General features: G+C 48.5%; 20 protein-coding genes. 1 reads left to right on the plus strand and 19 read right to left on the minus strand.

Annotated features, from left to right (window positions below; genetic code table 11):
• Positions 1-291: 291 nt before the first annotated feature.
• From PP175_RS19340 to PP175_RS19400, 13 genes are all read right to left on the minus strand, one after another.
• Positions 292-669 carry a YidH family protein gene (locus PP175_RS19340; RefSeq protein WP_272439871.1) on the minus strand — a complete coding sequence of 126 codons (378 nt, stop codon included), beginning with the start codon at positions 667-669 and terminating at the stop codon, positions 292-294.
• A 24-nt stretch (positions 670-693) separates the two neighbouring features.
• Complete coding sequence (locus PP175_RS19345) at positions 694-1,758, minus strand: D-alanine--D-alanine ligase (protein WP_272439872.1); 1,065 nt, start codon at positions 1,756-1,758, stop codon at positions 694-696.
• Positions 1,759-2,181: 423 nt separating this feature from the next.
• Positions 2,182-3,078, minus strand: a complete 897-nt coding sequence (locus PP175_RS19350) for an ABC transporter permease (RefSeq protein ID WP_272439873.1) — start codon at positions 3,076-3,078, stop codon at positions 2,182-2,184.
• Positions 3,079-3,094: 16 nt separating this feature from the next.
• Positions 3,095-4,099 carry an ABC transporter permease gene (locus PP175_RS19355; RefSeq protein WP_272439874.1) on the minus strand — a complete coding sequence of 335 codons (1,005 nt, stop codon included), beginning with the start codon at positions 4,097-4,099 and terminating at the stop codon, positions 3,095-3,097.
• A 73-nt stretch (positions 4,100-4,172) separates the two neighbouring features.
• Positions 4,173-5,834, minus strand: coding sequence for an ABC transporter substrate-binding protein (locus PP175_RS19360; RefSeq protein ID WP_272439875.1), 1,662 nt, complete (start codon positions 5,832-5,834; stop codon positions 4,173-4,175).
• Between the two features lie 30 nt (positions 5,835-5,864).
• Positions 5,865-6,836 carry an ABC transporter ATP-binding protein gene (locus PP175_RS19365; protein WP_272439876.1) on the minus strand — a complete coding sequence of 324 codons (972 nt, stop codon included), beginning with the start codon at positions 6,834-6,836 and terminating at the stop codon, positions 5,865-5,867.
• Positions 6,817-7,812, minus strand: a complete 996-nt coding sequence (locus tag PP175_RS19370; RefSeq protein ID WP_272439877.1) for an ABC transporter ATP-binding protein — start codon at positions 7,810-7,812, stop codon at positions 6,817-6,819. Before PP175_RS19370 ends, PP175_RS19365 begins: the two co-directional genes overlap by 20 nt.
• A gap of 145 nt (positions 7,813-7,957) precedes the next feature.
• On the minus strand, positions 7,958-8,611 hold the full coding sequence (locus PP175_RS19375; protein WP_272439878.1) for a response regulator: 654 nt from the start codon (positions 8,609-8,611) through the stop codon (positions 7,958-7,960).
• A complete protein-coding gene (locus PP175_RS19380) occupies positions 8,592-9,941 on the minus strand; it encodes a sensor histidine kinase (protein ID WP_272439879.1) in 1,350 nt (449 codons plus the stop codon). The genes PP175_RS19375 and PP175_RS19380 overlap by 20 nt, the downstream gene beginning before the upstream one ends.
• Before the next feature lie 37 nt (positions 9,942-9,978).
• Positions 9,979-10,872 (minus strand): response regulator, encoded by an 894-nt coding sequence (locus PP175_RS19385; RefSeq protein ID WP_272439880.1) that lies wholly within the window; start codon positions 10,870-10,872, stop codon positions 9,979-9,981.
• Positions 10,869-12,173: an ATP-binding protein gene (locus PP175_RS19390; protein WP_272439881.1), complete on the minus strand. Its 1,305-nt coding sequence runs from the start codon at positions 12,171-12,173 to the stop codon at positions 10,869-10,871. The genes PP175_RS19385 and PP175_RS19390 overlap by 4 nt, the downstream gene beginning before the upstream one ends.
• 61 nt (positions 12,174-12,234) lie before the next feature.
• Positions 12,235-13,482 carry a DUF445 domain-containing protein gene (locus tag PP175_RS19395; RefSeq protein ID WP_272439882.1) on the minus strand — a complete coding sequence of 416 codons (1,248 nt, stop codon included), beginning with the start codon at positions 13,480-13,482 and terminating at the stop codon, positions 12,235-12,237.
• A gap of 172 nt (positions 13,483-13,654) precedes the next feature.
• Positions 13,655-13,894 carry a hypothetical protein gene (locus tag PP175_RS19400; protein ID WP_272439883.1) on the minus strand — a complete coding sequence of 80 codons (240 nt, stop codon included), beginning with the start codon at positions 13,892-13,894 and terminating at the stop codon, positions 13,655-13,657.
• Positions 13,895-14,123: 229 nt separating this feature from the next.
• On the opposite strand from PP175_RS19400, the gene PP175_RS19405 reads away from it, so the two are divergent.
• Entirely contained in the window at positions 14,124-15,047 is a 924-nt protein-coding gene (locus PP175_RS19405) for a Na/Pi symporter (protein ID WP_272439884.1), read from the plus strand.
• 422 nt (positions 15,048-15,469) lie between these two features.
• Here the strand turns inward: PP175_RS19405 and deoC are convergent, their stop codons facing one another.
• From deoC to dnaJ, 6 genes are all read right to left on the minus strand, one after another.
• The gene (gene deoC, locus PP175_RS19410) at positions 15,470-16,078 is read right to left on the minus strand and encodes a deoxyribose-phosphate aldolase (protein WP_272443327.1); all 609 of its coding nucleotides are present in this window, start codon (positions 16,076-16,078) and stop codon (positions 15,470-15,472) included.
• Positions 16,079-16,140: 62 nt separating this feature from the next.
• Positions 16,141-16,587: an NUDIX hydrolase gene (locus tag PP175_RS19415; RefSeq protein ID WP_272439885.1), complete on the minus strand. Its 447-nt coding sequence runs from the start codon at positions 16,585-16,587 to the stop codon at positions 16,141-16,143.
• 267 nt (positions 16,588-16,854) lie between these two features.
• Positions 16,855-18,201 carry a tRNA (N(6)-L-threonylcarbamoyladenosine(37)-C(2))-methylthiotransferase MtaB gene (gene mtaB, locus PP175_RS19420; RefSeq protein WP_272439886.1) on the minus strand — a complete coding sequence of 449 codons (1,347 nt, stop codon included), beginning with the start codon at positions 18,199-18,201 and terminating at the stop codon, positions 16,855-16,857.
• Positions 18,202-18,239: 38 nt separating this feature from the next.
• The gene (locus PP175_RS19425) at positions 18,240-18,971 is read right to left on the minus strand and encodes a 16S rRNA (uracil(1498)-N(3))-methyltransferase (protein WP_272439887.1); all 732 of its coding nucleotides are present in this window, start codon (positions 18,969-18,971) and stop codon (positions 18,240-18,242) included.
• A 1-nt stretch (position 18,972) separates the two neighbouring features.
• Positions 18,973-20,010, minus strand: coding sequence for a 50S ribosomal protein L11 methyltransferase (prmA, locus tag PP175_RS19430; protein WP_272439888.1), 1,038 nt, complete (start codon positions 20,008-20,010; stop codon positions 18,973-18,975).
• Positions 20,011-20,061: 51 nt separating this feature from the next.
• Complete coding sequence (gene dnaJ / locus PP175_RS19435; RefSeq protein ID WP_272439889.1) at positions 20,062-21,183, minus strand: molecular chaperone DnaJ; 1,122 nt, start codon at positions 21,181-21,183, stop codon at positions 20,062-20,064.
• Between the last annotated feature and the right edge of the window lie 92 nt (positions 21,184-21,275).

Here is a 21,275-nt window from a genome sequence, read left to right on the forward strand (position 1 = left end):
GCTATATCGCAGGCATCAACCTAAGTTGCACTTATGCCGAAAGGTAAAATAGAAACACCTTTCGGCCTGCGGGAAAGAAAGGTGCGGACATGCGCCTCACGATGTTTTCCTTGAGTGTTTCGGGACCGGAGGTCCCAATTTAAAAAATCGGCTCAGCGTACTTCAACACTGTGAAAACCATAAACTGCAGATCGCCCGGCTTTCTAATTATGAGAAAGACCTGTTCCATTTTTGCGGAACAGGTCTTTTTAAATCAAATTTGCTGATAGCCGCGTGGCCAATTGAAAGGCATCACAATCCATCGTGCAGCATTTCATAAATATAGAAGCCAAGAATCACTGCGAGCAGTACCACACCAGCTGTAACCCACCACACAAGCGAGCCAACCGCCCGAAATGTCTGCTCATTTATCGCTTTTCGATTGGATAGGTAATTATACGTAGAAACAATAGAGATAATCGCCCCCATGAGGATGGCCAGGAGTCCAAGCGCCAGTCCGGCATAGGAAAAAGGCTGATGCCCAAGTACCCCTTTTGCTTCGAGCGTAGCCGCAAGCGTCCCTACACCCATTATCGCAACAGATGTCCGGAGCCAGGCTAAATAAGTCCGTTCGTTAGCCAGATGCTGCTGAATATATTTAGAGTCTACTGTAGGGTGTTTAGTTTCCACATCTCTCGAACTCCTGCCGCAGTATTATTCGAAACTCTCTGCTACTGTTTCATTTTCGAGCTTTTCATTGTGCCTTTCGATTGCCAGGGCAATCAGGCGGTCAATTAATTCGGCGTACCCGATTCCCGCTTCATTCCACAGCATAGGGTACATGCTGAAAGGCGTAAATCCAGGCAGTGTATTAATTTCATTTATATACAGCTTATCAGCCGCTTCATCGTAGAAGAAATCGATTCGGGAGATGCCTGCACAATCAAGCGCTAGAAAAGCCTTGACCGCGAGTTCCTTCATACGGTTCACGACATTGTCAGAGACTTGCGCAGGAATCTCCAGACGGGTACCGTTGCTTTTGTATTTCGCCTGGTAGTCGTAAAACTCATTTTCGGGAATAATTTCGCCTACGACAGAAGTGGCCGGCTCATTATTGCCGAGCACGCCAATTTCCAACTCCCGGCCTGATATAAACGCCTCCACGATCACTTTGCGGTCAAAACGCGCGGCAAGCGTAAGAGCGTCACGCAGGGAAGCCCGGTCTTTCGCTTTGCTGATCCCAACGCTTGAGCCCATGTTTGCCGGTTTAACAAAGCAAGGATAGCCCAGACTGGTTTCGATTTGTTCGCAAATCGCCTCAAGGTTCCTTTTTAATTCGCTGCGTAGGAAAAACGTATAGTCCCCCTGTGGAATTCCGCTGTTGCCGAATACTTTTTTCATCATGACTTTATCCATGCCAACCGCAGAAGCAAGCACACCCGATCCTACATACGGAATATCCAGCAGTTCAAGAAGCCCCTGCAACGTCCCGTCTTCGCCATTTGGCCCATGAATGACCGGGAATATGACATCGAGCTGCTCCTTCAGGCCAAGCAAATTAAACGGTTTATTTGTTTCATAGCGCAGTGCGTTCACGTCGTCCGGCGCTGTCTCGACCCAGGGACCCTGCGCCCAGCTTCCATCTACTCGAATATAAATAGGCAAAATATCATATTTGCCCTTATCCACGGCTTTGATAATCGAATGGGCGGTATGGACCGAAACCTCATGCTCGCTTGATTTACCGCCGTATATAATGCCTAATCTCTTTTTACCCACAACCTAGAAGCCTCCTTGCATTCACCCGAAAAAAATTCATATCCTGACGGGCTCCTGCCCATTATTGAATTATCTTATGTAAAAGCTAAGAAAATGTTAGCATTTCAATCCTAGCAGTTTTTCAATCTACGTTATATCGTACATCTGACCGATTTTAAAAACAAGTATAGAGAAACATCGTGGGCCATGCCGCTCACGATGTTTCTCCTCGGTGTTTTGGGACCGGAGGTCCCATTTAAAAAATCACTCTAGATACTTCAACACTTTAAAGAAGGTAAATTTTGCATATCAACATAAAGAAAGGGACCTAATGTTCCCAACTGGAAAACTTTATCACTTTAAGGTAATATATACTACCTTTAACAATGAGAAAAAGACCGTCCAGGATCAGAGTCTGGACGGTCTTTCGTGTTGGTCTATTTGTCACTGCTTCATTTTCGGATCGAGTGCATCCCGCAGCCCGTCACCAAACAGGTTGAAACCCAGCACCGTTAGCATAATCGCTACGCCGGGGAACAGTACAGTCCACCAGGCGGTTGCCAGGTATTCCCGGGAATCGGCAATGATTTTGCCCCATTCCGGTTCCGGCGGCTGAGCTCCGAGCCCGAGAAACCCAAGGGCCGCGGCTTCGAGTACCGCAGTCGCGACCCCTAACGTACCCTGCACAATAACCGGGGCGATGCTGTTGGGGAGCACATGAAAAAAAAGAATGCGTGTATGCTTCATGCCGATAACGCGGGCCGCTACAATATACTCTTCTTCCTTAATGCTGAGCACCCTGGAGCGGACAAGCCGCCCGTACGTTGGTATATTTACTATAGCAATAGCAATCAACGCGTTGGAAAGGCTTGGCCCGAGGATCGTAACAATGGCTATGGCCAACAAGATGCTGGGAAAAGCCAGCATAATATCAAAAACCCGGGAAATAATGGTATCCGTCCACCGGCCGAAGTAGCCGGCTACCAGCCCAAGCACTGTACCCACGATGATGGACCCGGCTACCGATGAGAACCCGACCCAAAGAGAGATGCGCGCGCCAAACAGTACCCGGGTAAACAGGTCGCGCCCCAGATCATCCGTTCCAAACCAGTGCGCCCCACTCGGCGGCAGCAGGCGATCCGTTAGTTTTCCCTCTGCCCACGAATAATGGGAAAGCAGCGGAGCGCAAATCCCTAGCAGTATAAAAAGCAGAATCACACCCAGACCAATGACAGCCGCTTTTTGCCTGGCCAGACGCTGCCAGGCGTCCCGCCAGGGCGAGCTCTTCCGCAATCGGGCCTGCTGTACCCCATCGGCGTTCGTTACAACTGCACCTTGCATCCTGCTCACCTCCTCTTTACTTATACTGAATCCGCGGATCGATATACGCGTACAGGATGTCGACGATAAGGTTTATTAGCACAAACAGGAAGGCAATAACCAGAATGCCTGACTGCACAACAGGATAATCCCTGAAGGCGATCGCATCGTTAATATATCTTCCGATTCCCGGCCAGCCAAAAATAGTTTCTGTTAACACCGCACCCCCGAGCAGGAGCCCCAGCTGCAGACCAATAACGGTCAGTACGGGGATGAAGGCATTCTTCAGCGCATGCCGGTAAACAACCCAAAATTCATGGAGCCCTTTCGCACGGGCTGTACGAATGAAATCCGATTTCATAACTTCAAGCATAGAAGAACGCGTCATGCGGGCGATGATGGCCATTGGAATGGTACCCAGCGCAATGCCGGGCAGAATCAAATGGCGCAATACGTCTTTAAATCCGTTCCAGTCACCCTTAATGATCGTATCAAGCAAGTAAAAGTTTGTGATGGCTGTAATCGGCTCTCGCGTATTAAAACGTCCGATGGACGGCAGCCAGTCAAGCTTTTGTGCAAATACAAGCTGCTCCATAAGACCAAGCCAGAAAACGGGCATGGAGACACCGACAAGCGCAACCAGCATGGCCACATAGTCGAACCACGAGTTCCGTTTCCAGGCTGCTATAATGCCTGCGTTTACGCCAACAATCACGGCGAAAATAAGTCCGGTTATAGAGAGTTCAAGCGTGGCGGCAAGATAGGGCCCGATCTCATCTGTAATCGACCGTTTTGTTCGAAGGGATTCACCAAGATCGCCCGTTAAGATATTGCGTATGTAATAAAAGTACTGCTTATACAGCGGATCATTTAAATGAAGCTGCTGGCGCAGATCCGCAAGCGTTTTAGGCGTGGCATGTTCCCCTAAAATAACCTGGGCAGGATCGCCCGGGATTGCATGAATAATACAGAAGACAACAATAGACATCCCTATCAAAACCGGTATAAGCTGCAGCAGCCGTCGGATGATATAAGATAACACGATATTCACCTGCCATATTGTCAGAATGAAAGAGTGTGCGCGCGAGACACACACTCTTTCTGATTAACCCGCTTTATTTTTCAATCGTTACGTCCGTAAATTTATCTGTTCCGGTCATGTGCGGTATAAAGTTTTTCACATTCGCACCCGCCGCGAGAGCTTCCTTGGAATGCACAAGCGGAACCATAGGCGCATCGTTATGGATCAACACCTGAGCCTGTTTGTACAGATTTTCGCGCACTTTATTATCTGGCGTAGTCTGTGCTTTAATCAGGATGTCATGCAGTTTCTGATTTTTATAAAGCGAAACGTTTTGAGCTGCCGGCGGTTTGGCATTGTCCTGGTCTAGCAGTACATACAGGAAGTTATCCGGGTCCCCGTTGTCGCCCTGCCAACCGAAAAGCGCCATAGTATGCTCCCCGTTTTCCAGTTTCTTAACATAAGTCGCCCACTCCATATTGACAATGTTCGTTTTCACGCCAATTTTGTTGAAATCGCCCTGAATGGCTTCGGCGATCTTTTGCGGCTGCGGCATATAAGGACGGGCTTTCGGCATAGCCCAGAAATCGATGGAGAAGCCATTCGGGAATCCGGCCTCTGCCAACAGCTTCTTGGCTGCAGCCGGATCATATGGATAATCTTTCACATCATTGTTATAGCCAAGCAGCGAAGGCGGCATCGGGTTTTTCGCAGGCTCACCGAGTCCGGCATAGAATGCGGACACGAGAGCCGGTTTGTTAATGGCCATATACAGCGCCTGGCGCACTTTCGGATTGTCGAACGGCTTTTTTGTCGTATTAAATGACAGGTAGCCTATGTTATTGGATGGGCGGTAGAGAACCTGAAGTTTACTGTTTGATTTTACAGTCGGCACATCAGACGGATTCAAGCCGTCCATCACATCTATTTCCCCGTTCTGCAGCGCAGTCAGGCGGGCTGTATTGTCAGGGATAACTTTGAAAATGAGCTTATCCAGCTTCGGTGCGCCCTTCTCCCAGTATCCGTCGTTTTTCTGAAGAGTGATGGAATCATTCGCATTCCAGCTAACAAATTTAAACGGACCTGTCCCGACTGGATGCTGGCCGAATTTGTCTTTCTCCTCTTTAATCGCTTTCGGGCTCCCAATGGCAAAGCATGGCATGGCTACATCCGCCAGGAAAGGTGCGAGCGGCGTGTTCAGCGTAAACTGGACATGCGTTTTATCCAGCGCTTTTACTTCTTTGATAACAGCGCCCTTCTCACCCTTGAAGCCCCCGAACATGCTAGGGAAATAATCGAAGTTACCGCCTGTATGGTACGGATTCTTTTTGTCCATCATCCGTTCAAAGTTAAACACAACCGCATCAGCGTCAAAATTTGTTCCATCCTGGAATTTAATGCCATCACGAAGCGTAAACGTCCATGTTTTCCCATCCGGTGATGACTTCCACTCGGTAGCAAGCGCAGGTATGATTTCTGTATTCTCTTTCTTGTAATCCACCAGCGTGTCGAATATATTTTTGGTAACTTTGAGCGATTCGCCATCGGTCACATTCTGTGGATCGAGCGATGTAGAGTCGCTGCCACGTGCATAGATAAGCGTTCCACCGCCTCCACCTGCGCTGTCGCCAGTCGTGGCTGTGGTCTCTTTACTGCCGCCTGCTGCTTTATCACCGCCGCCGCAGCCCGCTGCCGCCAGTGAGGTGGCAAGTAAAGCTGACGCGATGATAAACGATGTTCTCTTTGGCTTATTCATTTACCATTGTCCCCCTTTAAATTTCTGTTTTTATTCGTTGTATAAATGGCAAGCCACCATATGCCCGCCTCCCAGATCGCGGAGAGCGGGACGCTGCGTTCTGCATATATCCATACAGGCCGAGCAGCGCGGGTGGAATGTACAACCGGATGGAGGATTTGCCGGGCTCGGCACATCTCCTTCAAGAATAATGCGATCTCGATTGTGGCTCGGATTTGGAACCGGCACTGCTGATAGGAGCGCCTGCGTATACGGATGGAGCGGCTTCTCATACAGGCCTTTTTTATCGGATAACTCAACGATCCTGCCGAGGTACATCACGCCTATCCGGTCGCTAATATGCTTAACAACGCTTAAATCATGTGCAATAAACAGATAGGTAAGGTTAAAATCCTGCTGGAGTTCTTTCAGCAGATTGAGAACTTGTGACTGGATGGAAACATCAAGCGCAGAGACGGGTTCATCGCAAATAATAAACTTGGGCTGTAGACCCAGGGCCCGGGCAATCCCAATGCGCTGCCTCTGTCCGCCGGAAAATTCATGCGGGTAGCGTTTTGCGTGATAGGCATTTAATCCTACTCTCTCCAGCAATTCATGCACCTTTTTCTTGCGTTCGGCAGGCGCGTACATATTATGGATTAACATCGGTTCAGCAATCAGGCTCTCAACCGTTTTGCGGGGATTGAGAGAAGCGTACGGATCCTGAAACACAAGCTGCATATCTCTGTATACGGCGCGCATTTCATTCCCGGAAAGGGAGCGAATTTCCCTGCCGTTAAAATAAATCTCTCCGGCTGTAGGCTCAATTAGGCGAAGGATGGAGCGCCCCGTCGTTGATTTACCGCACCCTGACTCTCCTACCAGGCCTAGCGTTTCACCGTTATGAATCTCCAGGCTGACATCATCTACCGCCTTCACATGGCCTACCGTTTTCTGTAAAAGGCCCGCCCGGATGGGAAAATACTTCTTTAAATGATTAACTTTAAGCAGGGCTTCCGACATGGTCTACCTCCTCTGCCGCCAGAAAACAGCGGGACTTCTGCCCGCCGGCCAATTGATAAAGCGGCGGTTCTTCCAGAACGCATCTCTGCATCGCATGTGGACAGCGAGGGGCAAACTTGCAACCCTGCGGCATCTCCGATGGAATCGGCACATTTCCAGGAATAGAATCAAGCCATTCTTTGTCTTGATCAAGGGATGGGATGGAACGCAGCAACCCCTGTGTGTAAGGGTGGCTTGGACGCTCAAAAAGCGTTGAAACATCCGCCTCTTCCACAACCTTGCCCCCATACATCACCACAACCCGGTCACACATCTCCGCAACAACTCCCAGATCATGTGTGATCATGAGGATCGCAGTGCCATGCTCTTTTTTCAGCGCGAGCATCAAATCCAATATTTGCGCCTGGATGGTAACATCCAATGCGGTAGTAGGTTCGTCCGCGATAAGCAGCTTTGGATTGCAGGCCATCGCCATCGCGATCATCACGCGCTGGCGCATGCCTCCAGACAGGCGGTGTGGGTATTCATCGGCAATTTGTTCGGCGCGCGGGATGCCAACCTGCCGAAGAAGTTCCACCGCCCGCTCTAACGCCTTCTTTTTCCCTAAGCCTTTATGCAGGCGCACCGTTTCGGCAATCTGCATGCCGACCGTATAAACAGGATTAAGGCTTGACATCGGATCCTGAAAAATCATCGCAATTTCATTGCCCCGTATAGCCCGCATCCGTTTTTCCGCCACTTTTACCAAATCTTTGTCTTCAAATTGAATGGAACCGTCCACGATTTTACCGGGAGGATTCGGTATAAGCCGCATCACAGAGAGAGCGGTTACACTTTTTCCACAGCCGGATTCCCCTACAATTCCAACGGTTTCACCCCGGTACACCGTGAGATCGACTCCATCCACCGATTTAACCACACCGTCACTTGTAAAAAAATGGGTTTTAAGATTATTTATCGCTAACAATGGCTTCATTTATGTTTTATCACCTCAGAGACTCACCCATTTGAATAAGCGGCCAAAACTTATGTATTTTATTAAGTTTCAGATAATTTATCTTTTGTTTATAATATATATTTTACAAATTCTTCACACAACAGAAAAAAAGAAAAAAACCTTGTTAATCGTTGAACCATTCATATCGGTTCTTGGGCCGGCCAACCTTTTGATAACTGATGATCGTTCTGACTTTCCCCTTCTGCATCAGATGCGTCAACGTCCGGTATACAGTCGGATATGCGAGCCCCACTTCCTTGGTAATCTGATCAATGGTGGATGGCTCGCCAACCGTGCGGAGGTATTTTACAATATGTTCGAGCGTGTTTTTCCCTATCCCTTTGATGGCGTACAAGCCTGGTTCCAGCCCATCATCTGTGCGTTGCTCTCTGTTGTGGCTGTGCGCTGAGCGCGTTAATTGGGAGAGCCTAATATGGAGCTGGATGCGCGATATCAGATCAGGCGCTTTAACCGGTTTCAAGGCAAAGTCGGTCGCTCCATTATCCAGGAAACGATCCGCTATTTCCTGCCGCTCATCCACCGTTAAGACAAGAATTGGGATTTCCACATCAAGTTTTCGGATCTCCTGGACGGTTACAAGGCCGTCCATCTCAGGCATATGATAATCCACAAGCACAACGTCAAATTTATGGATGTTAAATACATCAAGCCCTTCCTTCCCGTTGCTCCCCATTTCTACCGCCCAGCCCGCCGCTTCGCATATTTCACCCAGCATAAAACGGACGGTGGCATCATCATCAATAACCAGTATTCTCATATACATCATCCCCTCTTTCCAAATGCAGCGAAACGGTTGTTCCCTGGCCCAACTTGCTATCCACTGTTATATAAGCCTTATGTCCTTCTGCCACTTGTTTCACAAACGACAGCCCAAGCCCCGGGTGGCGCTTCGTACTGTAGCCGGCCTGCCAGATTTTATCCAGCAGATGGGATGCCATTCCCTGGCCGTTATCTGAAACCCTGATGACGACTTCCTTGCCTTCAGTTTCAACTCGAATACACACCTTGCCATCTGGTCTGTCCTGGATCGCATCAAACGCATTATCAATCAGGTTGACAATCGCCCGTGTTACACGTATTTTATTAATCCACACTTCCGCATCTTGTTCAGGCAGCTGCATAACCACCGTTTTGCCTGTTCCACTCAGGCGGCTGGCCCTTACATAATTCATTAAATCGCGAATGCTGCACCAGTTTTTCCGATCTTCGTAAAGCATCTCCGATATCATTTCGCTCATCGAGGCGATAGATTGGGAAATAATTCGGCAGTAATCTTTTATTTTTGCATCCTTTACTCTCATATCAATCAAAGAAATAAGCCCTTCGATTGAGGTTAAAGGTGTTTTTAAGTCATGGACAAGCTGCAGGACTTCCCTGCCTGAGCGCGACTCGATCGCTTCCAGTTGTGCGCTGTATAGCGCTTTGCGAATTTTCATCTTTTGACCCGCCATCGCTAAGATAATAGCGAGAATAATAGCATTAACCACAAAAATCAGAAAGAGGATCAGGCTATACAGAGCAAGAGCCTGGTCAAAGCCTATCACCCCCGCAATCTCTTTCATTTTCAATAGGACGGGATGGTGGCCAAAGCCAGCCGGCGTTAGAATAGGAATCACATCCAGCCATTGAAAGCCGATAGATAACTGGGCGAGTATTAGCGCTTTCATCGCAAATCCAAGTTTGTCTTGCACAAAGCGGTGGATAAAAACAATCGACACCAGCATCAGAATATCTGGCGGGCCAAAATAAGAAGCAAGAGAATAGTAAGGGTAACCAAAAAAAGAAATAGCCGGCACCATCAGAATTGGCAGAATAAACTTAACCGGCTTCCAGCCGGTTATTTCCCCGAGCTGTTCACTGAGGAGAAAACAGCCAAGGTAGTTAGGAAGCGCATACAGGGTAGTGTAAATCATTAAAGAAAGAACACTGACCATTAACAGATTACCAGTGGGATGGATCTCAAGCGAGGCCATCATCGGATAAATTCCGGTTTTTTCCAGACCAAACCAGACAGGCAGAAAGAGGGCAATCAAAATAATGGCTAATGCCCTCCAGACCGCCCAAGAAGAAAATATGCGCGCAACCAAGCGACCCCGCCTCCTTAGACGTTTTTGTGCCCTCTTATTATGATGTTTGTTCTATGGTTTCAAGATAAAGAGTAAAGATAAACTTTTTTACGTTCAGCCGGATGCGCGACGTCTCGATCCCCTGTTCAATTTCGCGCATCTTCTGCCGCACATCTGAAAAGTCGAAATATTTGGAAGCATACAGTTCAAATTTAGGGTTACCGTAATCCTCAAGGCCAAGCGAAGAAAGATTCTGCAGCGCGCGAGCTGCCGTCCTTCGGATGCGCTGCTCCATCGCCTTCACTTCACGCTGCACATCGGCAGAGCGGCCCTGTGCCTGTCCAATATAATTACTGAACACTTCCTTTAGAGAAGGGAGCTCTTTCAGCCGCTCCTTGCCATATTTCTTCTGCAAATATTCAATCAGGCCCACCAGATCCTGGCTGCCTGATTCGCCGGCAACCCCTAAGTCCGCCAGAACACTCCGGATAAAGCTCGTGTTTTGTAAGGGTGCGCTATTCCGTTCTTGCACATCGAGCATGGACAACGAGTTTTTAATGCCTGCCAAAGAACGCTCCAGTACGAGATGATCCATTACTTTTTTGATAACGGAAACCACCTCAATCCGGTTTATCGGTTTATGTATGAAATATTCAACACCCTTACTATAGGCCTCTGCAACCATTTCTTTATGCTCCACCTGCGAAATCATAATGCTTTTCCCTTCAAAACCAATATCTTTAAGCCGGGAAATGGTTTCAATGCCGTCTTGGCCTGGCATCAATAAATCCAGCAGAACAATATCGCATTTTTTTATGACAATGGTTGTTTCTACCCCAAGTCCATCGGCAGCCTCGCCCATGATATCCCCGAGGTCTTCGTTTTCAATAATATTGTGCAGCATTTTACGTGAAGAAGGATCATCGTCCACTATAAAAAAACGAAATCTCATGATGGATCTCCTCCCTTCATTAAGGATTTAACCGGAATGCGAATGACAAACGACGTTGACGCTGGCTGCTGTTCCCGCTCGATATGAAGCGTGCCTTGCAGCTCGTTCACGTTATCCAGCACGTGCGCCAGCCCAATACCCGTAGAAGGATTGCCCTGTTCATCGAACTTCGTTGTGTAGCCTGGTTTGAAAATAAAGGCTTCATCACCAGGGGGAATCCCAACCCCGTTGTCGGTAATTCTGAATTCAGCCATACCTTTTGTCTCCGTCGTAAAGATCGATATCCAACCGCTTTGGGCAATGGCTTCAACCGCGTTCGACAGCAGGTTGTTAAGCACAGACAGCAGCGAGTATACTTTATCCGTCATAAATAAAATGCGGTTATCCATGTTTATCTCAACCGTCCTGCCCAGCATTTCCGCATATTTTCGGTTTGCGCTGACTGCCAGGCGGATGATATGTTCCACAGTCATTTCCTTTACCGCCGCTTCCTGCGCGATAATTTTGCTCATGCCGCTTACTATCCGCTGTGAATCCTTCTTAATCTCGTGAACTTCCTCCGCAATCGTAAGGGCCCGGCGTGACAGGGGCGGTTCCTGAGATGGGGGGGTGCCCCCCTGTTCCAACTCTTTTAAGGTGCGGTATAAATTGTAGCTGTTTCTTGTGACCTGCTCGGTATGCCCCATGACTTTTCGCAGGTAGAGCGCTTCAACGTGAAGCTCACTGCTGATCATCAGCATTTTCTCAAACCGGAGCTGCTGTTCTTGGGTTATCGCCTGCAGATGGCGAATTCGGATAATATTAAAAAAGCCTACCACAAAAAAGCTGCGGACAAATGCTAGAATAGACAGCAGGTAAAAAGCATCCGGCAACCATAGCGTGTGCTGGTTCATGCTATTCCTGATAAACAGCTCTGTAAGATTTGCAATCAAGTCCGCAATAAAACCTAATGCGCCCATTTTAATTGGGTCTTTTAGGTCCTGATATACGCCGCCAAACCACAAGATCAGTCCAAACACCATATAAAAAACAAACGAGGGAACATGATTGACGAGACTGCTGCTGAGCGAGAAGCCAGGCAAGAATCCGAAATCAAGCCACACGCGAAACACAACGACAGCCACACCGGTTAGAAAGGAAGCAAACAGCAGGGGTAAACGATGAAACCAGAGAAGGAGAAAGAAGAAGACGCCACTGCCAAAGCTAATCCGAAAATCGCTGTGGAAGGGCGTATATTTTAATTCTCCGAACAAAACGGTAGCGGAAGTAAGCACGAGAAGAGAAAGAATCCTTTCTTTCATAACTAAGCCCCTTTAAATTGTGTTACATAAAGAAAGCAGCCCTCTTCAAGCCGGGCGCCGTTTATAGTAGTGCTTTCACACCGACAAGGATGAGTCCGATTAAAAACCCGCACACCGCTCCATTCACGCGAATCCACTGCAGATCCTTTCCGATTTTATCCTCCATCATAGCGATGAGGGTTTCATCATCCAGCTTGTTCAGATTTTCCTTAACAAGCTGTCCGATCCGGGAATGGTTATCCTCCACAAAATGCGCAATTTGATCTTGCACCCAGTTCTCAAGCGTTGCCACTGCTTTCGGGCTGCTTTTAAAATTGCCCAGCATGTGATGCAGAAATGGTATCAAATACTCATCAGCAAATGCCGGTTTTTCGATGAAGGCTGCGGCCTTCTCCCTTAAATCGATGAAGATCCGGGTTAGTTTGTCCGCGATATTCAGTTCAGATAGAATCTGAGCTTTAAGCCCGCTTAATTCGGATAATAGTGTCTGATTCTCTTTCTGCTGTTCCAGTTCAGTCCGGATAATCCCTAGAATCATCTGCCTGTTTGCATTGTCTTCATGGCGCAGATTATCCAGTCCGCGGATAATGAGGTTCTGCATAATGCCTCCGATTTTGTCTTCATTAATCATGCCGGACAGCGATTTAAGCGCAAACTGCATAAATCCTTCTAGCTGGATATTTTCCAGGGCCGCCACACCCATGGCGCCCAATTTATAGCGGGTTTCACCTCGAACAGCCCATTCCCCTGCCTTCTCAAGAAGAAAGTCAAAAGCCTTGGTGTCATAATCCTGCTGGATAATTTTATCAATGGCCCGCCCCAAAATTACACTGGTATCAAGCCCTGCCGCAAACCGCTTGATTTCTTCCTCAACCAACGGGACGATGCGCTCCGGCTCAATCGCCAGAATCAGCTGTCGGCACAGGGAAGCCAGCCCCGTTTTCACCCGTTCGGAGCCAAGCTCCCTCTCGACGATGGCAATCATTTTATCGGTTATATTAATCTGGCTGATTTTTGAAACGACGCTTTCCTTGCTCAGCCAATCATTTTCAAGTGTAGATACAAGCGCTTCTGTAATGCGCTTTCTGTTCTTGGGAACCAAAGCAGTATGTGGAATCGGAAGACCCATCGGATGCCGAAAAAGGGCTGTCACGGCAAACCAGTCGGCCAGTCCCCCAACAAGCCCTGCCTCAAATCCCCCCTGCAGAATGCCGCCTAACGCCGTGCCCTGAAAAGGCAGCGTGGCTGCAAAACCTACGCCCATAATACTCAATGAAATTCCTGCTATATGCTTTGCTTTTCCTGCCATACTGTTCCCTCTCACATCTTTAAAGTCTATACGTTTAACTATAACTGAAATGGCGTCCGAAAACAAAAGGAGTACACCCACAGTTTAAAGTCTGCAGGTTACTCCCATTGTATGGCAAAAATCTTCCTTTGATCATTATTTTCGGAAGTGGTGGAGTGGACCGCTACTCTTCTTACCTGTTTTTCATTTCCTGAAAAGTCTTGTTCCTTCGATCCTGCTCGGACGCATCTGCCAGATCATACTTTTTCAGCAGGTGAAAAATGCTGTTAAGCTCCTCCTGGCTCCTTCCATCATCAATATAACTGGTAAGCCATTGTGAAATATCATGCGGCAGAAAGGCCGTCATGTCGTTTAATTTAGCCTGAACATCCGAAACCGAATGGTTCAGTTTGCAAGAATTTTGCGGCTGCATACTTTTAATCCTCTCTGATTGATGCTTTCTCTTATGGTCAATATGATACGACACCTTATTCCGGGTATCAACCATGGGGCAGTTATGTGGCGGGCGTACGGTTAAGCTGTGAGTCATGCCCGTCCCTTTTCCTGAATAGATATTAAAGAAGCTGCGTGTTGTCTTGCCCGAGGTTACCAGTTAACCGCCCGGTGCCTTTACCTATGGAAAGGAGAGATATACCATTACCATGCTAATTGTTCGTTTTTGCACCGGTCTGCTGCTGTTTATCGGCGGTATGTATATCATGCGGTTCGGTCTCTTTAATCTGGCCGGGGATCGAATGCGTTTATGGATAGTCCGCTTTACTAAAACGCCGTTGCGGGGGCTTGTTACCGGCACGCTTGTCACAATGATTGTGCAAAGCAGCGGCGCTGTTTCAGTATTAACCATTGGACTTACCCATGCCCGGTTAATCAGTTTCCCACAAACGATAGGCATCATTTTAGGGACAAACATAGGCACTACGTTTACCACCCAGCTTATCGCACTCGATTTATCATCGCATGCCGTTCCGATCTTTCTAGCAGGGAGCCTGCTGTGGTTTATTCCCCGGCCTGCTATACGTGCCGTGGGAGCAGCGTTAGCGGGATTTGGCTGCATGTTTCTGGCCATAAACCTCCTACAATCTATGGCAGGCCCGCTTCAACATAACGGCTGGATATCCGAGATGCTCACCAGCGCTTCCCGAAATAACTGGATAGGCGTACTTATAGGTTTAATTTTGACAGCCATCATACAAAGCGGGACAGCCACTACCGCCATTACGATGAGTTTTATGAACCAGCATACCATCCCATTAGCTATGGGAATCTCTATCGTACTGGGGAGCAATATAGGCTCATGCGTTGCGGCCGTACTGGCCGCAATTGGGGCAAGCATTCCGGCCAAACGCGTCGCGTGGGTCCACGTCTTTCTAAATGTTGCAGGAGTGCTGCTGTTTATGCCGTTGATTGAACCGCTTGCCCGTGTGGTTTCTACGATGACTGACGCGCCGGATATGCAGATAGCGCATGCCCAAACGCTATTTAATGCCGTGTGTTCGCTTGGAGCGCTGCCGTTTACCTACTCCATATCCAGGCTCGCCGTTTACTGCGTTCCCGACAAAAAGTAGTATAAACATCGTGTGCGATGCCGCTCTCTTCTTTCCCCTCATAGAAGTTTTTACGGCCGCTTTGCGGAACGACGGACGGACCGGCATTAGGGAATCTCGGCCAGTGGCAAGCGTAAGCGCAGGTGATGGCCTTAGATTCCTTTATACCGTTTAGGTGCAACATCTGGGTATCGGGGTGATGGAGACAGGTTGCCGGTCTTTTTCGCCCTCTGTTCCACACGCTCCATTAGAAAACTAGGTTGCTGCTAAGCTGTAGCGCTGGCAGCAACCTAAGTTGCACTTATGCCGAATGGTAAAATCGGAAACACCTTTCGGCCTGGGGGAAAGAAAGGTGCGGACATGCGCCTCACGATGTTTTTCTTGGATACATATACGATAAGAAGAACAACTCCCTGATTAAGTTCCAGGTAGTTGTTTTGTGCTTAATATTGCCCTTTTGCAACGGTTCCGCCGCTAACGATCGAAACGCCGCCGCTGGTGCCGATACGGGTTGCACCCGCTTTTATCATGGCTTCCGCGGCTGCACAGTCACGAACGCCGCCAGAAGCTTTTACACCCATATCTGGGCCAACCGTTCTGCGCATCAACTCCACATCCGCAACCGTTGCCCCGCCATGTCCAAATCCTGTAGATGTTTTAACAAAATGGGCACCAGCCTCTTTGCTCAGCCTGCACGCGCGCTCTTTTTCTTCTTCCGTTAGAAGGCCTGTTTCAATGATAACCTTCACAGTGTTTCCTCCTGCAGAATGGACAACCCCCATAATGTCCCTGCGGACGGCTTCATCATCTTTATCTTTAAGCGCGCCGATATTGATTACCATATCAATTTCATCCGTACCATTCTCAACTGCTTGTACTGTTTCAAAAGCTTTCGTTTCAGATGTTGTGGCCCCCAGCGGAAACCCAACGACAGCCGCAATCTTAACATTGCTGCCGCGCAGCTGTTGCTTGACCCTGGCCACCCAGTACGCATTCACGCACACCGCGAAGAAATGATGGTCCCTCGCTTCCTGGCAAAGCTTATCGATCATGTCAGCTGTTGTATCTGGTTTTAATAAAGTATGGTCAATATAGTCAGCGATATTTAATTGTGTCACGATGTTTTTTCCCTCCAGTTGTTAATTCCCAGCAGTTCGTAGGCTCTTTTTAAAACAGGAATATTGTTATCATACCCGTTATGATCCTGTCTTTCCCAGGCCTTCTCAGGTGTTAACCAGTCCACTTTGTTTATCTCTTCCACCTGGGGTGTTAGCGTTCCGGAAAGCGCTTCTACCAGATAGTAATGAACCTCTTTTTTTATGGCTCCTAACTTGGGGTTGTAATAATCATAATAGATGGTTTTTAACGGATGAACAACCTTGCCTTCGATGCCTGTTTCCTCCAAAATCTCACGCAGGGCTGTTTGTTCCATTGTTTCCCCTTCTTCCTGCTTTCCTTTAGGAAGAGAGACTTTCATATACCTATCTTCGATCATCATCAGTTCGATGTTGCTGCCTGTTCGACGATATACCACGCCGCCAGCTGAAACTTCTTTAGGCATTGTATCCCTCCTTAGCGAATGGTTTTTACTGCGACACATTCTCTTTTTAGAGATTTTTTCCACATTTTCTTCATATTTTACTCTTTATTGCTAAATAAAAAAAGTGAGAAAAACATCGTAGGCCATAAACTCCATATTCACAAAAGAAGGGGACCTATCGGTCCCAGCAGAAACTAACATTAATGCTTTAAAGCGAAATATACTTCTTATACAATTAAAAAGCGGAACAACCGCTAAACCGCGATTGTTCCGCTTGATTGGCGTTGTTTATACAACTGCCGAGGTGCGCGCTTCTTCCAGTACACGGACAAATGTCCCCTTTGAATATTCGACACCCGGCTCGTCAAGACGAACTTTACAGATGGCGCCAACAAGAGATTCGTCTGCTTCAAAAATAAGCTTCTGATAGTTATCAGAGAAGCCGACATATAAACCGCTGTCTGGCGCTTCTTTATATGGCTCCTCCGGAATGACTTCAAGGACCTGGCCGACAAATTTGCTGGCATAGGCAACTTTCATCCGGTTGGACAATTCAATCAGCTCATGGACGCGTTGGTTTTTGATATCCTCGTCCACCTGGTCTTCAAACCGCGCGGCAGGTGTGCCGGTTCGCTTGGAGTAAGGGAATACGTGCAATTCCGCGTACTCCATTTCTTCAATAAAGCGGAAACCTTCCTGGTACATTTCTTCGGTTTCCCCTGGAAATCCGACAATAATATCGGTTGTGATGGCTACATCCGGCATGGCCTTCTTCAGTTTCTCAATGGTCCGGCGGTATTCATCCGTCGTATACTTACGGCGCATACGCTTGAGTACCGGATCGGATCCAGCCTGAAGCGGTATGTGCAGGTGCCGGCACATTTTGTCTGATGAATTCAGCACCTTGATAACTTCATCGGTAATCTGGCTCGCTTCGATGGAACTGATGCGAATGCGCTTTAACCCCGGGACTTTTGTATCCAGCTCACGGAGCAAGCGGGCGAGGTTATAATCTTCCAGATCCTCTCCATACCCGCCGGTGTGAATGCCGGTCAGCACAATTTCTTTATACCCTGCAGCGACAAGCTTATTCGCCTGTTCAATAACGCTTTCCGGTTTGCGGCTGCGCATCAGACCGCGTGCCCATGGAATGATGCAGAACGTGCAGAAGTTATTGCACCCTTCCTGAATTTTAAGCGAAGCCCGCGTCCGGTCCGTGAAAGAAGGAACATCCAGCTCTTCATACTCACGGGCTTTCATAATATTGCTTACCGCATTTATCGGCTGGCGTTCGCGCAGATTCTGGTTGATATAATCGAGAAGCTTTTCTCGGCCTGATGTTCCAACCACAATGTCCACGCCTGGGATAGCCATAATTTCATGCGGGGTTGTCTGGGCATAACAGCCCGTTACTGCGATAACCCCCTCGGGATTGCGGCGAATCGCACGGCGGATGACCTGGCGGCTTTTCTTATCCCCTGTATTCGTCACGGTACATGTATTAATGACATAGACATCTGCTTTATCTTCAAACGAAATCTGCTCATATCCGGCCTCTTTAAAGAGCTGCCAGATGGCTTCCGTCTCGTAATGGTTTACTTTACAGCCTAACGTGTGAAACGCAACGGTTGGCATTGTTAGACCAACTCCTAACTACTTCTATAGTTAAAAAATTATCGTTCGAACTGGTAAGAGACACATGACAATCCATACAGCGCCGCTGTTTCCGTGCGCAGTATCCGGCGGCCCAGGGAAACACGCATCATTCCGGACTCCTCCGCCGCAAGCGCCTCCTGCTCCTCAAATCCGCCTTCGGGCCCGATTATGAGGAGAATGCTTGAACCCGCGGGTATACGCTCCAGAGCGAGTGCCAGGGAACCTTCCTCTTTTTCGTATGCAAATAAAGCATAATCAAAACCAGATGCCCGTGCAAGAAGCTGTTCCCAATTATGCACATTTTCTATAGCCGGAATACGGCTGCGGTGAGACTGTTCTGCAGCTTCCTTTGCGATTTTCTGCCAGCGCTCCAGGCGCTTTTTTTCTTTTTTATCGTCCAGTTTGACGATAGTGCGCTGGGAAGTGAACGGCAAAAAAGAAAAAGCACCAAGTTCAGTGCCCTTCTGTATGACCAGTTCCATTTTATCACCCTTGGGCAGGCCCTGAGCAATGGTAACATATACCGGCATTTCACGGATTGGCAGGTCTTCTTCTGTGATACGGGCGGTCACTTCATCCGGTCCTAGTCCCTCTATAACGGCTTTAACATCCCTACCCTCGCCATTGCAGCAGATGATTTCATCACCCGGTTCGCTTCGCATCACTTTGACAATATGGCTCACATCGTCCCCTGTTATCCTGACAACCGAGTCCGTCATCTGCTGTGGTTTTACGAAGTAGCGCTGCATGCTATTTCGCTTCCTTTTCCGCTATGATGCACACCCAGCCAGATGTGAGCAAGGTTCTGTCGTACAGGGTTGGCGGCGCAACTTCGTCTGCGGAAGGATAGCCACTGCTTGATTCCCCTTCGTCAAACATGTCATGCATGTAATGCGTTTCCCGGACGCGAAAGCCCGACGCGGCCAGCGCCTCTTTCACTTCGTCTTCCTTCTGTGTAATAATGCCTGAGGTAATAAAAAGGCCGCCTGGCTTTAAAATTGCGGCCGCATCATCCGAAAATCGGACAATGACCTCAGCCAGTATATTCGCCACAATAATGTCTGCGGATCCCTCCACCCCATCAAGCAGATTGTTTTGGTTTACAGTCACCCTGTCATCGGTATGATTAAGCTTGACGTTAATGCGAGAGGATTGAACGGCCACTTCATCCAGATCAAGCGCACGCACAGATCCGGCTCCCAGCTTGGCAGCCGCAATACTTAATACACCTGTGCCGCAGCCCACGTCAATCACCTGCTCTCCTCCCTGGATCACTTCATCCAGAGCACGAATACAGAGAACGGTAGTAGGGTGGGTGCCTGTGCCAAAAGCCATTCCTGGATCAAGTTCAATGATGAGCTCATCCGGCTTTTTCGGTGCGTACTCTTCCCAGGTGGGTGTAATCGTAATATGGTCCGAGATTTCCACTGGCTTGTAATACTTTTTCCAGGCGGTCGCCCATTCTTCTTCACGTACTTCAGCAAGCAAAACAGTGCCGGGTCCCGCATCAATATCATACAGCACCAGATTGTTCACGGCCTGCTTAATTTGATCGACGGTTTCCCCCAGATAGCTGTTAACGAGAAGATACGCCTTAACCAGTACGCCCTCCTCCGGGTAATCCTTAGGGGAGAGCTGGTAAATCTCACCGAACTGGTCTTCCCATTCACGCGTCAAAATCTCAGGATCCTCTATCACAACCCCTGTCGCACCCGCTTCATGAAGAATATTCGCTATCGGTTCCACTGCCTCCTGGGTCGTATGAATGCTAATTTCGGACCATTTCAATGCCTGTCATCCCCTCATCATTTGCCTGCCGGCCAGGCCGGATTGTTTCTCTTATAATTCCCCGCGCAGCACTTTTTTCACTTTATCAAAGAAAGAACTTTCACCGGAGGTTCCCGGTTCCCCGCTAACGTCGCTGAATTCACGAAGCAATTCCTTTTGCTTATCATTCAATTTCGTAGGCGTCACAATCATCACCCGTACATGCTGATCCCCTTTACCGGATCGCTGCAGGTGCGGAACGCCATGACCGCGCAGCCGGAATTTTGTGCCGGTCTGCGTGCCAGCCGGTATTTTCAATTTTACCTTGCCATCCAGTGTGGGGACCTCGATCTCATCACCGAGCGCCGCCTGTACAAACGTGAGCGGAATCTGGCAATAGATGTCGTCGCCTTCCCGTTCGAAAAACTCATGCGGCTTCACGCGCAGCACGATGTACAAGTCTCCCGGCGGTCCTCCGTTAATGCCAAGTTCTCCTTCTCCTGTCACGCGCATTCTAGCTCCGTCATCAACGCCAGCCGGAATGTTGATATGGATTTTACGGCGCACTTTTTCTTTTCCTGAACCGTGGCACTTGCTGCATTTGACCGAAATAAATTTGCCGGTACCCTTACAGGATGGACAAACTCTGCGGTTGACTACGCGGCCGAAAGCGGAGTTCTGAACAACTTCCTGCTGGCCTGAACCGTGGCAGGTGTCACACGTTTCCACTTTGCTTCCCGGCTCCGCCCCAGAACCATCACACTTGGAACAGGTCGCTTCTTTCGGTATTTCAATATCTGTTTCTTTGCCAAAAACGGCTTCTCTAAAATCAATCCGCATGGTGTATTGCAGATCGTTACCCTGGCGCGGTGCGTTTGGGTTTCTGCGTCCGCCACCGCCTCCGAAGAACATGTCAAAAATGTCTCCGAAGCCGCCAAAGTCTCCTTCGAAACCGCCGCCGCCAAATCCGCCCTGCGGTCCGTCGTGGCCGAATTGATCGTAGCTAGCCTTCTTGCCTGGGTCACTCAATACATCGTATGCTTCCTGAACCTCTTTAAACTTTGCTTCAGCGTCCGGCTCTTTGTTGCGGTCCGGATGGTACTTCATAGACAATTTACGGTGAGCCTTCTTAATTTCTTCAGGTGTGGCTGATTTAGAAAGACCCAATACTTCATAATAGTCCCGTTTACTCATTGTTTTCACTCCCGCTCGCTTTACATCATAACTTTCATCTTAACAGGACTCACTAAAAAAAGTCAAAGCCAAGTTTCCCTGACTTTGACTTT

This window comes from Aneurinibacillus sp. Ricciae_BoGa-3 (genome assembly GCF_028421645.1).
Classification (GTDB): Bacteria; Bacillota; Bacilli; order Aneurinibacillales; family Aneurinibacillaceae; genus Aneurinibacillus_B.

Bases quoted from the DNA above. Each gene is read 5' to 3' on its own strand.
- PP175_RS19400 (WP_272439883.1), bottom strand. From the start codon at position 13,894: ATGCAGCCGCAAAATTCTTGCAAACTGAACCATTCGGTTTCGGATGTT.
- PP175_RS19425 (WP_272439887.1), bottom strand. From the start codon at position 18,971: ATGCAGCGCTACTTCGTAAAACCACAGCAGATGACGGACTCGGTTGTC.
- mtaB (WP_272439886.1), bottom strand. From the start codon at position 18,201: ATGCCAACCGTTGCGTTTCACACGTTAGGCTGTAAAGTAAACCATTAC.
- PP175_RS19405 (WP_272439884.1), top strand. From the start codon at position 14,124: ATGCTAATTGTTCGTTTTTGCACCGGTCTGCTGCTGTTTATCGGCGGT.
- PP175_RS19370 (WP_272439877.1), bottom strand. From the start codon at position 7,812: ATGAAGCCATTGTTAGCGATAAATAATCTTAAAACCCATTTTTTTACA.
- PP175_RS19415 (WP_272439885.1), bottom strand. From the start codon at position 16,587: ATGCCTAAAGAAGTTTCAGCTGGCGGCGTGGTATATCGTCGAACAGGC.
- PP175_RS19365 (WP_272439876.1), bottom strand. From the start codon at position 6,836: ATGTCGGAAGCCCTGCTTAAAGTTAATCATTTAAAGAAGTATTTTCCC.
- PP175_RS19390 (WP_272439881.1), bottom strand. From the start codon at position 12,173: ATGAAAGAAAGGATTCTTTCTCTTCTCGTGCTTACTTCCGCTACCGTT.
- PP175_RS19350 (WP_272439873.1), bottom strand. From the start codon at position 3,078: ATGCAAGGTGCAGTTGTAACGAACGCCGATGGGGTACAGCAGGCCCGA.
- PP175_RS19385 (WP_272439880.1), bottom strand. From the start codon at position 10,872: ATGAGATTTCGTTTTTTTATAGTGGACGATGATCCTTCTTCACGTAAA.
- PP175_RS19395 (WP_272439882.1), bottom strand. From the start codon at position 13,482: ATGGCAGGAAAAGCAAAGCATATAGCAGGAATTTCATTGAGTATTATG.
- deoC (WP_272443327.1), bottom strand. From the start codon at position 16,078: ATGATCGATAAGCTTTGCCAGGAAGCGAGGGACCATCATTTCTTCGCG.
- PP175_RS19360 (WP_272439875.1), bottom strand. From the start codon at position 5,834: ATGAATAAGCCAAAGAGAACATCGTTTATCATCGCGTCAGCTTTACTT.
- PP175_RS19375 (WP_272439878.1), bottom strand. From the start codon at position 8,611: ATGAGAATACTGGTTATTGATGATGATGCCACCGTCCGTTTTATGCTG.
- dnaJ (WP_272439889.1), bottom strand. From the start codon at position 21,183: ATGAGTAAACGGGACTATTATGAAGTATTGGGTCTTTCTAAATCAGCC.